This is a genomic window from Veillonella sp. AF13-2, assembly GCF_003603295.1.
GTDB lineage: Bacteria > Bacillota > Negativicutes > Veillonellales > Veillonellaceae > Veillonella > Veillonella parvula_E.
Genome location: NZ_QTMT01000002.1, coordinates 1 through 15,451 on the forward strand (window position 1 = coordinate 1; position 15,451 = coordinate 15,451).

At 40.3% G+C, this 15,451-nt stretch carries 13 protein-coding genes and 5 tRNA genes; 1 reads left to right on the forward strand and 17 read right to left on the reverse strand.

Translation table 11 applies throughout. The features are described from left to right. Window positions 1–226: 226 nt before the first annotated feature. The 15 genes from DWV85_RS03930 to hcp all read right to left on the reverse strand — a co-directional run bounded on the left by DWV85_RS03930 (window position 227) and on the right by hcp (window position 11,800). Window positions 227–303: transfer RNA gene (locus DWV85_RS03930), tRNA-Met, on the reverse strand. Between the two features lie 5 nt (window positions 304–308). After that, window positions 309–384 (reverse strand) — tRNA-Thr (locus tag DWV85_RS03935). Between the two features lie 31 nt (window positions 385–415). Further along, window positions 416–491 (reverse strand) — tRNA-Met (locus DWV85_RS03940). 5 nt (window positions 492–496) lie between these two features. After that, a tRNA-Tyr gene (locus DWV85_RS03945) sits at window positions 497–581 on the reverse strand. 10 nt (window positions 582–591) lie between these two features. After that, window positions 592–667, reverse strand: a tRNA-Thr gene (locus DWV85_RS03950). A gap of 446 nt (window positions 668–1,113) precedes the next feature. Next, the gene (gene brxF / locus DWV85_RS03955; RefSeq protein WP_004695092.1) at window positions 1,114–1,578 is read right to left on the reverse strand and encodes a BREX-3 system P-loop-containing protein BrxF; all 465 of its coding nucleotides are present in this window, start codon (window positions 1,576–1,578) and stop codon (window positions 1,114–1,116) included. Between the two features lie 28 nt (window positions 1,579–1,606). Further along, the gene (locus tag DWV85_RS03960; RefSeq protein WP_123138066.1) at window positions 1,607–3,028 is read right to left on the reverse strand and encodes a hypothetical protein; all 1,422 of its coding nucleotides are present in this window, start codon (window positions 3,026–3,028) and stop codon (window positions 1,607–1,609) included. Beyond that, window positions 3,025–3,678 (reverse strand): hydrogenase nickel incorporation protein HypB, encoded by a 654-nt coding sequence (gene hypB, locus DWV85_RS03965; RefSeq protein ID WP_123138067.1) that lies wholly within the window; start codon window positions 3,676–3,678, stop codon window positions 3,025–3,027. The genes DWV85_RS03960 and hypB overlap by 4 nt, the downstream gene beginning before the upstream one ends. 15 nt (window positions 3,679–3,693) lie before the next feature. Then, the gene (locus DWV85_RS03970) at window positions 3,694–4,035 is read right to left on the reverse strand and encodes a hydrogenase maturation nickel metallochaperone HypA (protein ID WP_008602471.1); all 342 of its coding nucleotides are present in this window, start codon (window positions 4,033–4,035) and stop codon (window positions 3,694–3,696) included. Continuing rightward, window positions 4,028–4,855, reverse strand: a complete 828-nt coding sequence (locus DWV85_RS03975) for a bifunctional 5,10-methylenetetrahydrofolate dehydrogenase/5,10-methenyltetrahydrofolate cyclohydrolase (protein WP_123138068.1) — start codon at window positions 4,853–4,855, stop codon at window positions 4,028–4,030. Before DWV85_RS03975 ends, DWV85_RS03970 begins: the two co-directional genes overlap by 8 nt. Window positions 4,856–4,973: 118 nt before the next feature. Continuing rightward, window positions 4,974–6,941 (reverse strand): penicillin-binding transpeptidase domain-containing protein, encoded by a 1,968-nt coding sequence (locus tag DWV85_RS03980; protein ID WP_207798794.1) that lies wholly within the window; start codon window positions 6,939–6,941, stop codon window positions 4,974–4,976. Beyond that, window positions 6,941–8,359 carry a CCA tRNA nucleotidyltransferase gene (locus tag DWV85_RS03985; RefSeq protein ID WP_123138070.1) on the reverse strand — a complete coding sequence of 473 codons (1,419 nt, stop codon included), beginning with the start codon at window positions 8,357–8,359 and terminating at the stop codon, window positions 6,941–6,943. Before DWV85_RS03985 ends, DWV85_RS03980 begins: the two co-directional genes overlap by 1 nt. A gap of 69 nt (window positions 8,360–8,428) precedes the next feature. Then, window positions 8,429–9,301: an L-serine ammonia-lyase, iron-sulfur-dependent, subunit alpha gene (gene sdaAA / locus DWV85_RS03990; RefSeq protein WP_081094595.1), complete on the reverse strand. Its 873-nt coding sequence runs from the start codon at window positions 9,299–9,301 to the stop codon at window positions 8,429–8,431. Window positions 9,302–9,312: 11 nt separating this feature from the next. After that, complete coding sequence (gene sdaAB, locus DWV85_RS03995; RefSeq protein WP_060919016.1) at window positions 9,313–9,975, reverse strand: L-serine ammonia-lyase, iron-sulfur-dependent subunit beta; 663 nt, start codon at window positions 9,973–9,975, stop codon at window positions 9,313–9,315. 259 nt (window positions 9,976–10,234) lie between these two features. Continuing rightward, window positions 10,235–11,800 (reverse strand): hydroxylamine reductase, encoded by a 1,566-nt coding sequence (gene hcp, locus DWV85_RS04000; protein WP_123138071.1) that lies wholly within the window; start codon window positions 11,798–11,800, stop codon window positions 10,235–10,237. Window positions 11,801–12,072: 272 nt separating this feature from the next. Here hcp and DWV85_RS04005 point away from each other — a divergent pair, with 272 nt between their 5' ends. After that, window positions 12,073–12,798 carry a Crp/Fnr family transcriptional regulator gene (locus DWV85_RS04005; protein ID WP_123138072.1) on the forward strand — a complete coding sequence of 242 codons (726 nt, stop codon included), beginning with the start codon at window positions 12,073–12,075 and terminating at the stop codon, window positions 12,796–12,798. 165 nt (window positions 12,799–12,963) lie between these two features. Here the strand turns inward: DWV85_RS04005 and DWV85_RS04010 are convergent, their stop codons facing one another. Both DWV85_RS04010 and DWV85_RS04015 read right to left on the reverse strand, forming a co-directional pair. Next, window positions 12,964–14,727: an LPO_1073/Vpar_1526 family protein gene (locus tag DWV85_RS04010; RefSeq protein WP_123138073.1), complete on the reverse strand. Its 1,764-nt coding sequence runs from the start codon at window positions 14,725–14,727 to the stop codon at window positions 12,964–12,966. A gap of 9 nt (window positions 14,728–14,736) precedes the next feature. Then, window positions 14,737–15,288 (reverse strand): TIGR01440 family protein, encoded by a 552-nt coding sequence (locus DWV85_RS04015; RefSeq protein WP_123138074.1) that lies wholly within the window; start codon window positions 15,286–15,288, stop codon window positions 14,737–14,739. Window positions 15,289–15,451 lie beyond the last annotated feature (163 nt).

Genomic DNA, 15,451 nt, shown 5'->3' on the forward strand with positions numbered 1-15,451 from the left:
CGATGTTAACATGCGGTTTCGTACGTTCAAATTTTTCTTTTGCCATTAGGATTATATCCTCCTTCACAAAAACAAATTACATTCTAGTATTAATATAATATATTAACCCTAATTTATCAATGGAATATAAGATTTCCTTACCTATTATTATACCATATATACAAAGTCTTAGAATAGCATGTCATATGTAAAGAAATAAAAAAATCCCCACCAAGGTGAGGTTTAATGGTGGCGGCACACGGATTTGAACCGCGGACACACCGGGTATGAACCGATTGCTCTAGCCAACTGAGCTATGCCGCCATGTATGGAGCTAGTGACCGGGATTGAACCGGTGACCTTATCCTTACCAAGGATACGCTCTGCCGACTGAGCTACACCAGCACAATGAACGATCATTTCACTGTGGTTTTTATGGTTGCGGGGACAGGACTTGAACCTGCGACCTTCGGGTTATGAGCCCGACGAGCTACCAACTGCTCCACCCCGCTATGAATGGTGGAGGGAGAAGGATTCGAACCTTCGAAGTCGAAGACGGCAGATTTACAGTCTGCTCCCTTTGGCCGCTCGGGAATCCCTCCATAAATAAAATGGAGCTGGCGATAGGAATTGAACCCACAACCTGCTGATTACAAGTCAGCTGCTCTACCTATTGAGCTACGCCAGCATCATTACGACAAGATGAATTGTATCACCTAGCACACTAAGTGTCAAGAACCTTTTAAAAACTTTTTTGAAGTTTTTCGTTCACTGTGGTCACCCTTAGTGCTTAATCATAATAACATGAAACGATACCCTATGCAAGTATTTTGTCAAAAAAAATTTATATTTTATCAATCCTCTATAAAATGCCTTGTTTTCAGAATATATCTAGCAATCAACTTTTATTTACTAGTATATTCTTTATATACCTTTACATAGTTGCATTCCTTGCTAGTCCATACTAACTACCATCCATATTTCAGGTTTAGTAGAATCAAATAATAGGAAGTTACAGAACTATATTTTTACCTAATAACTGTAATTATATAACTAAAAAAGGAGATAGACCGCTATCTCCTTCTATACATTTATAGTTTTTTCTATATTCAACCAATATGTTCAAACATACCTTTAGTCGATTGCAATAACATGATCTGGATGTGCAATACTAACTACAGCATGTTTAGGATTATTGTTATGTTCTAAGTACAACTGGTCCCCTTCAATATGTCCACGCCAGCCAACGACAATAGGATACTTCTTACTAATAGTTTTTAACAACTCAAATGGTTTTAGATTTAAGATAGGTGCAAAGAATACATTAATACCATCTAGCAGAACTACTTCCGTATCGCTACGGCTAAGAGCACGGCAAATAACTTCTTCCGCTAATTGAGGCCGTTCATCACGAGGCACGAGCAAAAACTCTTCCTCGATGAGTTGCTTAGCTTCCAAGTATTTCCAGCCCTTCTGCTCAGACAGCTCACGAATTAGCAAACTTTTACCAGAACCTGGACCACCAACGATAAACAATATACGTTCATCATCACCTTGAATCTTTTCCCAACGTTCTTTTACATCTTGTACAGTAACCATACCCTTTGCCTCCTCGCTGTGACCTATCCTATTTTACAGGACGGTCAGATAACATAACGGATTTGATATATTGGTTTTTATCATCTAGGGCAAACTGTAAATAAGAGTTGCTTGCCGCTGGATTTTTATATTCATATACGGTAGACGTCCCCGCCTTTGTTGTAGATTCAACAATACGAGTTGGCATACCATACACAAAGAGCAATAAATATTTGGTATCACCCATTGCGATTCCACGACGTGTAGGCGTATACACATTTAATAATACGCGATTGATAAGATCTTTTTTATCTACACTCACACCGTATTCATTATAGCCAATAAAAGTGGAACCAAACAATATGCCTTGATGTTTCCAATCATTATTAGGATCATTAACAAAATGGTCATTCAACTTGAACCCACGCAATACAAAATCATCAGCCGTAAGTGTACCAGCTTCAAAATCATACACTTCAGCTTTCGGCAATCCAAATCTAGGCCATACTTGTCCACTAATAATGTCTACAGCCTCTATATTGCTTTGTTTAATGGTGAAAGCAATATATTCTTTTTGCTGACCAAGCATAGATTGTTGTTGGCTATTACTATTTGTATTCTCTACGGGACTCTTAAACTCCTTTTTTTGAGGCAATGAATTTTCGGAATGCCCCTCATAAAGGAAAATATACGTCTCATTTTTCTTATCACGCCACATCGCATTAGGACTGCCATAGGCAAATATCAATTCCATCCGTGTGCTACCAGGGCCAATGTCACGTACTGTATTAGCGCCTTTTTTCGTACTATGAATATTTGTAATAGTATTTGGTTCAAAGAAGTAAGTCGCCCCTTGACCGCGCAATTGATTATTAACCAACAATTCTTGAGCAGGTCCAGTATATACAGTTACTGCTACATCTTTCATGTAATACGTAGTAAAGTTATCACGTACCTCAGTTTTTTCTACATCTTTTGGAACTTCAAACTGATCTTCCAATCGGTATGTGCCGATAGCATAGTCATCCTGAGAACCTAAAGGCGGTAAACTGTTTGCCGTATAAGACTTACCAATATCAGCTAAATTATTCTGAGTGATACTCGGCAAAGGACCTTCGTTCTCACTAGCCGCTTGCCAGAATTGTATAGAATCACCAAATTCAGTTACAGCCATTTGCTCTGCGAGCCATCCAGTTTTAGAACCTTCCTGTTTCGTTTTTGGGTCTAGCTTAACAACTCTAACTGGTGCATTATCAAGGTAAGACAAGCTATCAACCTCACCAGTTCCATCTACACTACCATCATTGCTCGCATTAGCGGAATCTTGAGCTACAACGTTAGTGTCATCAGTAGTTTCTACTGCAACTGGGTTAACAGTGGAAATGGCAGGCTCTGCTGCATAACTGATTGTAGTAGCACACAAGCCCACAAGGAGGGCTGCTACAATACGGCTCTTCATAGAATAGTTCATCGATTATTCTCCAACTGTGCACGCAACCAATTCAACCATGTTTCAAGACCATTGTGGGCCGTGCAACTTACTTCAAAAATTTCTCCATTTGGATTTAAATTACGGATATCTTGTATTGCCTGCTCCTTTTTGAAAGGCACATAGGGCAATAAATCAATCTTGTTAATAAGGATGGCCTTAGACTCTTTAAAGATTAACGGATACTTAAGGGGCTTATCTTCACCTTCGGTAACAGATAAAACCGTTACTTTCATGCTTTCACCAATCTCAAATTCCGCAGGACACACTAAATTGCCTACATTTTCGATAATAATCATATCGAGGTCATCAAGATTCAGATCACCTAAGGCATCTTGAATCATCTGTGCATCGAGATGGCACCCACCAACCGTATTAATCTGGATAACAGGCACACCCAACTCATGAATGCGCTTGGCATCCTTTGCCGTAAATAAATCGCCTTCAATAACGGCTAAGCGATACTCCTTTTTTAAATCTTGTAGGGTTGCCTCCAAAAGGGAAGTCTTACCTGCCCCAGGTGAACCTAACAGATTAAATACAAATATATTCTTTTCCTTAAACAACTGTTGTAAAGCCTCTGCAATAGCATCGTTTTTTGCCAGTACATTAGTTTTAACTTGAACTTGCATGCCCTAACCTTTCTATCAATCGATATCCATAGAGGTCACTTGTAACTCACGACCGCCTATAGTTTGTACGAAATGGCTGTCACAATAAGGACAAATAAACGTATAATTTTTTACAGAAAATATTTTATCACAATCTAAACACTTTCCTTCAATAGGAATAGTATTGATTTCTATGCGTGAGCCTTCCGCAGGGGTTCCCTTTGTAATGGCTTCCCAACAAAATAACAATGAATCAGGTTCTACCCCACTCATTAACCCTAAGTCTAGTTGAATAGAATGAATGACTGTCGCATCGTGTTGACGTAAGGTATCGAGCGCTACATCAAGAATACCTTCTGCTATAGACATCTCATGCATGGTATGCCTCATATACCGCTTCTAGCATCATTGTCGTTGTTACGGATCCAACACCTCCTGGTACAGGAGTAATGGCAGATGCAATATCTTTTACCGCATCATAATCAACATCACCTACAGTTTTGCCGTCCAGTTCATTAATACCTACATCAATAACAACAGCACCAGGCTTAATCATATTAGCAGTAATCATATGAGCACGACCAGCCGCAGCAATAATAATATCACCACGCTTTACTTGCTCTACTAGATCAGAAGTTCTAGAATGGCACATTGTAACAGTACCATGTGCAGCGAGTGACATAAGCGCTACAGGTTTACCGATAACTTGGCTACGACCGACTACAACCACATGTTTTCCTTCTAAAGGAATATTATAGTGATTTAAAATAGCCATACAAGCCTTAGCCGTACAAGGAGCAAAGCCACCCTTACCAGCTGTTACTAAACCGATGTTATATGTTGTAAGACCATCAATATCTTTTTTAGGATCTAACATATCGATAAGAGCTTCTGTATCAATGTGTTTAGGCATTGGCATTAGCGGTAAAATTCCATGAATAGATGGATCAGTATTTAATTCATGCAACGCCGCTACTACTTCATCTTGCGTTGCCGTTTCAGGCAATTGCTTTAGCACAAAACCATAGCCAAAATTTTTAGCTGTTTTTTCCATAAATGTAGCATACATATGAGCACCGTGGTCTTCACCAACGAGTAATACTGCCATAGTAATTACAGAGTCGCCAACTGCTGCAACTTTTTCTTGTAAAATCGCCTTGTGAGCGTCTGCTACTGCTTTACCGCGTAATTCGATCATAAGTATCTCCATTCATTCAAACTATCTATAAAATAAGGTGCCTCCGGAGAGGCACCTAAGTCTCTTATTCTATTATATAACGAACTGTCTATAATTTCTAATTATGACCGAATTCGTTTTATCTACGGAAATGAACAGTAATTGCTGTACCAGCCTGAACAGTTGTACCGCTACTTTCATCTTGAGATGTAGCCGTACCAGTTCCATCCGGTTTAAAGGCAAGTCCCGCCTTATGTAACCAATCACGCACTTCACCATAGGTAAAACCAGTAAAGTTAGGCAATGTAACAGAACCATCACTTCCCGGTTTTGGTTCAGGTAATGTATTAGCAGCTTTAACAGCTACTGGTGTACTTTCTTTAACATACGGACTCATTTGGTAATACCGTACAAGTTGAGATACGATGTCCTTAAATACAGGGGCTACAATTTGACTACCATAAAAAGAACCCTTTTGTGGGTCATCAATAACGACAAGAACTACAAATTTTGGATCCTCTACAGGGCCAAAGCCAATAAAGGACGCAATGTATTGTCCGTCGAGATAACCGCCATGTTTGGTATCTAGTTTTTCCGCCGTACCAGTTTTACCGCCGAAGTGATAACCTTCTACCATCGCTTTTGTACCGCCACCTTCGGATACTTCTTTTTCTAGAATATCTACAATGGTTTTAGCGGTTTCCGCCGGAACTGGTTGTCCCACAACAGATGTTTCAGTCGTACTTGTAACATCGCCTTGAGAGTTACTATAAGACTTGATGATATGTGGTTTCATCATAGCCCCACCATTAGAAAGTGCACCAAAGGCGCGAACCATTTGTAATGGTGTAACCGCAATACCTTGACCGATGGACATAGTCGCAACGTCTAGCTTACTCATATCCTCTGGATTATACAAAATACCTGCTCCTTCACCAGGCAATTCAATACCTGTTTCAGAACCAAAGCCATAATCACGTACATATTTCGAGAGAATATCTGCGCCTGTTAATGTACCAATTTCAGCCATACCAGTATTAATAGAGTACTTCAAAATATCTAGCAAACGAACAGGACCATATCCCTCACCATTCCAGTTTCTAATGATATGTCCATTGGCAGCGAAGGCCCCTTTATCGTTATACACAGTGTCTAACTTCCATTTGCCTGCTGCAAGAGCTGCAGATGCAATGATAGGTTTGAATGTAGAGCCTGGTTCATATAAATTGGTAACCGCAATATTTTTGAAATCCTCTTCACCACTTTGGTTATAATTGTTAGGATCATAGCTTGGACGATTTGCCATCGCAAGAATTTCACCAGTCTTAGGATCCATAACGATAACGCTAGCATGTTTAGCCCCTGTATCAACCATCGCCTTATCAAGAGCGCGTTCTGCAATAAATTGAATTGTTGCATCGATGGTTAAGGTTACACTTTTACCCTTATCTGGTAAAAATTTAGATAGTACGGAACCAAAGATGGCATTCCCTTTATTATCAGTAGCTACAATTTCTTGTTGTACGCCCCCCTTTAATTCGTCATCAAGAACCATTTCTAGCCCATCAAGGCCTTTATCATCAGTACCGACAAAGCCTAATACTTGTGCCGCTAAGACACCATTTGGATAATAGCGCTTAGATTCTTCAACGAAATTAAGGCCTGCAATATTATTATCCTTAATAACTTGTTGTACCCCTTTTGATTTGTCTGCATCCATCATACGATTCAACCAGACAAAGGCGGTATCCTCTTGCAAAGCTTTCACAATATTCTCTTTTGACATCGTTACGTACGGTGAGATGAGATCCGCAATCTCTTGAGGAGACTGTTTAATCATCTTCGGATCCGCATATAAAGATTTTGTAACTACACTCATCGCCAAAGGCTTGCCATTACGGTCATAGATTGTACCGCGCGGCGATTGTAATTTTCTATCTACTTGAACTTGTAATAAGTTTTTCTTCTCTAGGTCAAAGGTATCAAAGACCTGTAACTGTGCTAAACGCCCGATAAGGACGAAGGCAACGGTCATGAGTATGGCAAGGCACCAAGTAGTACGACTCCAACCACTCATGCGTCGCAACGCTTTATTTAGTAAATTCATCATTTCTCCAATGGACGGCGTAACTTATGGTCTAATGCGTCATATAGCGCATCTGGTTTATTAGGAATCACCCCATTTTGAACCTGACCTAATAAATACTGCAATCCTTCCCCTACTTGTTTCCCAGCGAGCTTAATCACTCGTTCGTCATAATTTAAGTCCTTGGTATGTACAGGCATCTCTAAACTAAGATCTGCCATACATTCTCCAAAGGCTAATGTTCCGTCTGTAGACGAGTAAGGTTTCCCACAACCTAATACATCGGCAGCACAAACCTTAGCTAATTGCTCCCATGCAGTGCGCATAATTTGGCTATCTCGGAATTCACCACTACGGGCTTCCTTGCGAAGCCATTTTTTCTCATTTGCATCGCCATTTTGTACAAAATAGTGAAAGCGCATATGGTTTTTCACAATCCACGCCACGCGTTTTACAAAGGCCTTCGGATATCCTAGTCGGGTTAATAACGTTTCTGCCATCTCCGCTCCTAGTGTATCATGCCCACGATCCGTAAGGCGTCCATTGATAACAGCACGTACCGCTGGCATTCCCTTTGCCACATCATGTAATAAGGCCCCCCAACGCAACACCAAATCCGGCTCCGTATGGGACACAACGGCTAATGTATGGTACCAACCATCGAATTCGTGAAAGTCCTTTTCTTGGGGCAAATTCACGAGATGATATAGTTCAGGCAAAATGGGAACCTCCCGAGCCGTACCATTTTCTACAACACGACAAGAGCATTCTGCCAAGCGGGATTGAACAAGGACATCAAGGCCTTTAGCCACCGCAGGCTCTAACATGAGACGATTAATCTCATTTCGTACACGTTCTAAAGACAAACCAGGTACGCGATGAAAAGCCTTAGGCATAGCCTCTAATAGATCTTTACTCGGCAAGAAATCCAACTTCGCCACAAAGCGGCACGCCCTAAATAATCGCAATGCATCTTCTTCAAAACGTTCCTGCGCATTACCAATGGTGCGTAACGTTTTATGTTTGATATCACGTCGTCCACCTACAAGGTCTATAACCTCACCGTAACGATTCATAGCCATGCCGTTAACAGTAAAATCACGACGCAACACATCTTCTTCTAAGGTATCCGCATAGGTAATTTCTTCGGGACGATGGCTATCCGCTCCATATCGCTCCGTCCTATATGTAGCAATTTCGTATTGCTTGCCCTCTAATGTAGCCACCACTACACCAAAAGATTTGCCTACGAGGTCTGTCGTTTGAATATCATGTCCACGTAATACCTCAATTACCGTATCGGGACGTGCAGATGTCACAATATCAAAGTCATGTGGCTTTTGATGCATTAAAATATCGCGCACAGCGCCGCCTATGATATAAGCTTCATAACCGGCTTCTTCTAATACGGTCAATATTCGATTTGCTTGTTCCATCATACACGCTCCTTTCTGAACTAGTCTAATCTTTATTTTACTACAAATGAAAGCATGAAAAAAGTGCAATCCTTATAAGGATTGCACTCGTTCTGCAATAGCTGTACCTGTCGGTGTCACCGCAAGACCGCCATCACTTGTTTCACGCAATGCTGCCGGCATAGCACGGCCTATATTATTCATCGCTTCAATGACTTCATCTGGTGGAATTTGGCTTTCAATATTCATTAACGCCATTTCAGATGCAGTAATAGCATGGACTGCATAAAAGCCATTACGCTTAACACATGGCACCTCTACGAGCCCTGCTACCGGATCACAAGCAAGCCCCAATAGATTTTTCATGCACAATGCGATAGCATGACCTACTTGACGTGGTGAACCGCCCATCATTTCGACAATCGCTCCTGCTGCCATACACGCAGCCGTACCAATTTCCGCTTGGCAACCGCCAACAGCACCAGCAACACAAGCGCGATTTGCTACTACATTACCAATACCGGACGCAGCTAAGAAGCCTTTTACAACTGTAGCTCTATCTAATTGGTAGTGGTCCGCTACGGCTTTCACAGCACCAGGCATAACACCACAAGAGCCAGCCGTAGGACAAGCAACAATACGGAACATCTTTGCATTTGCCTCATTTACAGCAATAGCATACGTCATTGCCTTATACGCAATATCGCTCATAAAACGAGGTGTTTGCCCATTAAGCTGTGCCGCTTGACCACCGGACATACCAGAAGCCGTTTTCTCCGCATAAGCTATGCCATCTTGAATGGAGCTTTCAAAAATATCTAAGCGCTTCTCTATTTCACTAACAACCGCCGCTTCATTACGATCATAATTTTCTAATTCATAACGCAAAACTACTTCGCCAAAGGAGATATTATTTTCCTCACCTAGGCGAATAATATCTGCAATTGTATCATATGCATAACTCATCATTCGCCCTCCTATAATGCTTCAAAGGTCATAACATCTTGAATGCCTGGACATTCGCGCATAAACTGAACCGTAATAGGATTTACCACTGTATCCGTAGTAATAACCATGACTGCATCCTTATGCTTGCCCTTACGGAATACACGCATCGTAGCGATGTTAATATCGGACTCGCTCAATGCTTGGCTCACAAGAGAAATCGCACCAGGTCTATCCTCATGGAACACAACGAGCGTAAACTCATCTCCTGTAATGGACATATCATTTCCATCTACTTCGGTAATCATAATCTGGCCACCGCCGAGAGAGCGACCAATAACAGTCATATGACGATTATGTTCATCATACATATCAAAACGCACCACATTCGGATGCCCTACATCAAGAGGAGACTCAATAAAAGAAAACTCCATCCCCTCTTTTTTCGCTAATTCATGGGCAACTCGGATGTTCGCATCATCCTCTTTATAACCTAATAAGCCGCCAATCAAAGCACGATCCGTACCATGCCCTTTATAAGTTTTTGCAAAAGATCCATATAATGTTAAATCTACCTTTTTAGGAGTAGCACGAAAAATACACCGCGCCATCTTGCCTAGTCGCGCAGCACCCGCTGTATGCGAACTAGACGGACCAATCATAATAGGCCCTATAATATCAAAAATACTGTTCATACATACCTCTATATACACACAAATAATGTGAGAAATCTCTTACTTACCTATAGTATAACAATCAATATCGAGCCTTGTCTATATGCACATTAGAGGCATCTTTGTGCGTCTATGAAGGACTACTATTTATATGAAAACTATCAAAGAATAGTAAAAAAACGCACCTAAGGATAACCCTAGGTGCGTTATTTATAACAACAGTCCTAAATCATAAAAGAGAGGGGACGTAGGACTGTAGTTAACAGATTAATAGATCCTATTAGCCCAAGATAGCTTTCATGTCAGCTTCTGGAGTTGTAATTGGATGTAATTGGAATTTTTCTACCAAAATGTTCAATACATTGCTGGAGAAGAATTTAGGCAAGGAAGGTCCGATGTAAATGTTACGGATACCCAATGCCAACAATGTTAACAAGATACATACCGCTTTTTGTTCGTACCAGGACAATACCAATGTTAATGGCAAGTCGTTTACATCACATTCAAATGCACCAGCTAAAGCTACTGCTACTTGAATAGCGGAGTAAGCATCGTTACATTGACCCATATCAAGGATACGAGGGATACCACCAATTTCGCCGATGTTCATGTCGTTGAAACGGAATTTACCACAAGCCAATGTCAATACTACAGTATCATTTGGAGTTTGTTTAACGAATTCAGTGTAGTAGTTACGGCCTACTTTAGCACCGTCACAACCACCTACCAAGAAGAAGTGTTTGATTGCGCCAGCTTTTACAGCATCAATTACTTTATCAGCAATACCCAATACTGTACCATGACCGAAACCAGTAGTTACTTCATGCCCACCGTTGATACCAGTGAATTCTTGAGCTTCTTTGTAGCCGCCCAATTCGATAGCACGGTTGATAACTGCGGAGAAGTCTTTAGTACCATCTTCTTTTTCTTCAATGTGTGCACAACCATCGAAACCTACCATATCTGTAGTGAAGATATTAGATTTGTAGTTTTCTTTTGGTGGCATAATGCAGTTTGTAGTGAACAAGAATGCGCCAGGAACATCAACAAATTCTTTTTGTTGGTTTTGCCATGCTGTACCGAAGTTACCTTTCAATTGAGGATGTTTCTTCAATTCAGGATAAGCGTGGCAAGGCAACATTTCACCATGAGTATAGATATTTACACCTTTACCATCAGTTTGTTCCAATAATTGTTTCAAGTCATGAAGGTCATGACCAGTTACAACGATGAAAGGACCTGGTTCTACAGTCAAAGGAACTGTAGTTGGTACAGGGGTACCATATGTTTCAGTATTAGCTTTATCAAGAACAGCCATACATTTCAAGTTAATTTGACCAAATTCCATCAAAAGATCAAGCCATTCTTCAGCGCTGTGAGCTTTAGCGAATTCTACCATGCCTTTAACGAACCAAGCGTCAACATCAGCATCGTGGAAGCCAAGGCGAGCAGCATGCCATGCGTACGCAGCCATACCACGCATACCTAACAATAATGTGGAGCGAAGGGATACGATGTCTTCTTCACCTTTCCACAATTGTTCCCAATCAAAGTTTTGTTGAGCGCTATCCACTTTTGCATGGTAAGCATTTACTTCGTCAATGAATTCTTGAACGCGGTCTTCAGAGAAGTTTACGTTTGTTACACACATGAACAAACCGCGCATAATATAATCGATACCTTCTTTAGTATGACCCTTTACGTCTAAAGCGCGAGCCAAACCAACTAAGGCAGCAGTTAATTCGTCTTGTAAGTTAGCAACTGGTGCAGTTTTACCACATACACCTTGTACAGTACAGCCACCTGGTGCTGCAGATTGTTCGCATTGATAACAGAACATGCTCATTTGAAAATCCTCCTTTGCGAGACTTCCTCGCAGTCAATCTAGATAATATAAAACCTATACATTACACTGATGTTTTATCAGTTGTCTGATTGATTACATTTGAAAGTATAACGTAAAGATGATACAATTTCTGTAGCTTGAGCAACAAATAAAAACTTTTTCAAAAATTTTCCTGACTCCCCTTATGGAACAGGTAGACCATTTGGTCTTATACTTTTATTATACAATAATCATTTTTAATTGCTATAGACTTTATCACACCGGAGGTGCCTATGAAACAAATACTTTCAAACGATATCATTAATCAATATATGCCCACCCTCGTGAAATGTCCTTTATTCAATACATTAGGAGAGCCAGAGCTGCGTGGCTATTTAAATAATGCCAAAGTTATCATCCACAGTTACAAAAAAAACGATTTTATAGCCCTCGCTGGAGATCCTATGGAGGGTATCGGCGTCATCCTTGAGGGCAGCACTTTACTAACTCGTGAAAATGTAATAGGCCAACGGGTTATTATGGCAAACTTAGAGCAATCAGATATTTTCGGAGAAGCACTATTATTTAGTAAACAACCTTTATGGCCTGCTACCATTAAGGCGACAAAAGCAACTAAAATTATGTTTATTCCGCTTGAAACCTTTATTAAAACATTGCCGGATTGTCATCAATGCCAAACTAAAATCCTATCTAATCTATTAGAGGATTTATCTGAAAAAGCAATTCTATTAACCAGAAAAGTCCACTACCTCACATTAAAAGGGATGCGCGAAAAGATTTTTGCGTACTTAACAGATATTTATAAACGTCAGCATTCTAACACAATTCAATTACCCCACAACCGCGAGCAAATGGCTGAGGTACTCAATGTATCTCGCACAGCCCTTAGCCGTGAACTAGGACGCCTTCGCGATGAAGGTCTCATTGATATTACAGGGCGTACCGTAACAATTAAAAACATTGAAGACATTGAAGAATTCGGCTTTAACACCTTTTAATACTTAATGGCTATTAAATTTAACAAACTAAAAAGTCTCTCAAGATTATCTTGAGAGACTTTTTTATTACACGACTCATAAAGTATATAACGGTTTTAAATATATACCCATATTAATAACTATATTATATAATTTTTCAAACTATATAGTGCTTAAAATTATACATTAGAACCAATGAGACAAATCAAATTCTTCACCAATGGTTGCTTTCACATGAGCACGGCCTAAGTAAAGGCCTAACAATGTTAAGCTAATTTTAGACATTGACGTGCTATCAAAGACATCAGCTAAGTCCAATAGAACCGGTGAAATATCATCCATAATATCACGCGCCTCTTGGCCCCTGAAAGCAGTAGGTTTGCTCTTCATCAGAGCTAAAAGATCACGTTGAACCATAGCATTAGAAATTCGTGTTTGTCTAAAGAATTGTGGTGCCAAAGACTCATCTACCAAGGCTAATTTATAAAGATTGGAGTTCAAGCTACGCACCACATAACGTGGATCTACACCATGACCATCTGTAGCACGGAAGAGTTCTTCCTTAGAAAAACCACGATAGTTAAATACAAACGGATATGAATTAGATAACACTTGGCATAAAGTGATAGGCTCTTGTTCTTCTTGTGTACAGCGTAAATAGTCTAGCTGGCGATAGAAGGAATCATTTCGAGGCAAATCAGAGATGAATGGCTCAATATATTTTTCCACATAATGTTGGAAATGAATCAATCCATAGTTATTAGAGTTTCTAGAATATTGTAACAATAATGTTAAGGCCATAACTTGGAAGTGACCTAAAGTTAAATGAGGTAATACACGTAATGCATCAAAAGCTACGAGGTATGGCGTACTAGATTTAGGAGATTGAACCACATCTAGAAAAGCACCTAACGCAGCGGACTTCATCCACTCTGTATTTGTAGCGGCATATGCCTTTTGCATACTCATCAACGCTTCTTGAATAACAATATTCTCTAGTAATGCATTCACTTCAACAATTTTTCTAATATTGAGAGCTGCTAAAGCATCTCTTGTAATAGATTCTACATAGTGTTGCGTATCACCATGTAACACCCCAAAGGAATGAGCAAATGGTGCTATAGCCAACTCAACGCATTTATCCTCATGCGCCGCTTTTGCCCATTGACCATGCGGTTCCTCCTCTTCAGTTAAACTTGTTGCCGCCAATTGTGCTTCAATTTCAGAAGCATCAAACAAACGCGTTTCATCTAATACCGATGGACCTTCCGCGGTTTGTATTTCGTTCGCACCACCTATCATCTGCGTAGCATCTATGCTATCCGCTTCATCAGCTTCAAAGGCTTCCACAGATTCACCCATAGCAATTGTATCTTCAACAGAGTTTGCGTTATTGAGAAGTTCATCTGTAACAACATCGAGGACAATAGTTTTATCCACCAACGGAGTAACACCTTGATTAGCTTGATTAGCTTGCTTAAGATCTGATACGGCTGTCATCACAATGGTTTCATCCCCTATTGGTTTGCCATTATCCGAACCTATTGGTGTTCCATTATCCGAACCTAATGCTAACGCATATTCTCCCTCTGAAATATGACTTGAATTAGACTTTAGAGTACTTCTTCTATTATAAGAGGTATCTATAGGATCAACCAGAGGTTCAGCCGGTTCTCGCTCTTCACCGACCACCGTTTCAACTGTATCCGGAATTGATGCAGTATATACATTAGTCCCACTCGTATGTGTGATTGTTACATTGCCCTCTTGCGACTCCGTTGCAAATATAACATCATGATGCTCTTTAAGATTATTTTTATTACTTATGTTTTTATAGGATTTTTCTTTTGCCTTACTTTCACCATCACCACCGCTAAATACAGCATAGCAAACAGCAAAGAATCCCAATGCCACGACGGCTAATACAAAATACGGTATTAGGTTTGACATACTATCCCCCTACATCAATGCTTCATTATATGCAGCACGCTCACCGCCAATGCTCTTCGGACGAACACGACAAGCGGTCACATGTGCTTTCCCAATTTCTTTCACACAAAGACGTACAGGCACTGCAACGTGTTTCATGTGCATACCAATGAAAGTATCTCCAATATCGATGCCTACATCAGCTTGAATAAATTCAACCATCACAGGATCATCAAAATGTTCGTACGCCATCACAGCCAGGGCACCACCCGCATGACGTTGAGGGACAACATTAACTTCCTCCTCCCATGTCATAGCGCTACGGTCCATAACAAGTGCACGATTAATATGTTCACAACATTGAATCGCCAAGTTAAGTCCTTTAGCCTTAACAGCATTGTATATTTCATCAAATACGACCTGAGCCACATCAAGGTGAGAGTCAGTGCCGATTTTTTTACCTACAATTTCGCTAGTGGAACAGCCAACAACGAATAATTGACCTTCGCGAACCTTTGCTAAATCAAGTAATTCAGCCATCGCGTTGCGAGCTGACTGACGAATAGTTTCTACAGAAGTCATGTTATCGCCTCACTCAAATTGAATGTATAAAATCTATATGTATATTATCATAAAACCGACAGAATCGATAGACTAAACTCTACACGTAACGGATGAACGTCTTATGATTATGGCTTAACAACAAAAAGAGGCTTGCTAAAGCAAGCCTCTTTCAATCACTCAA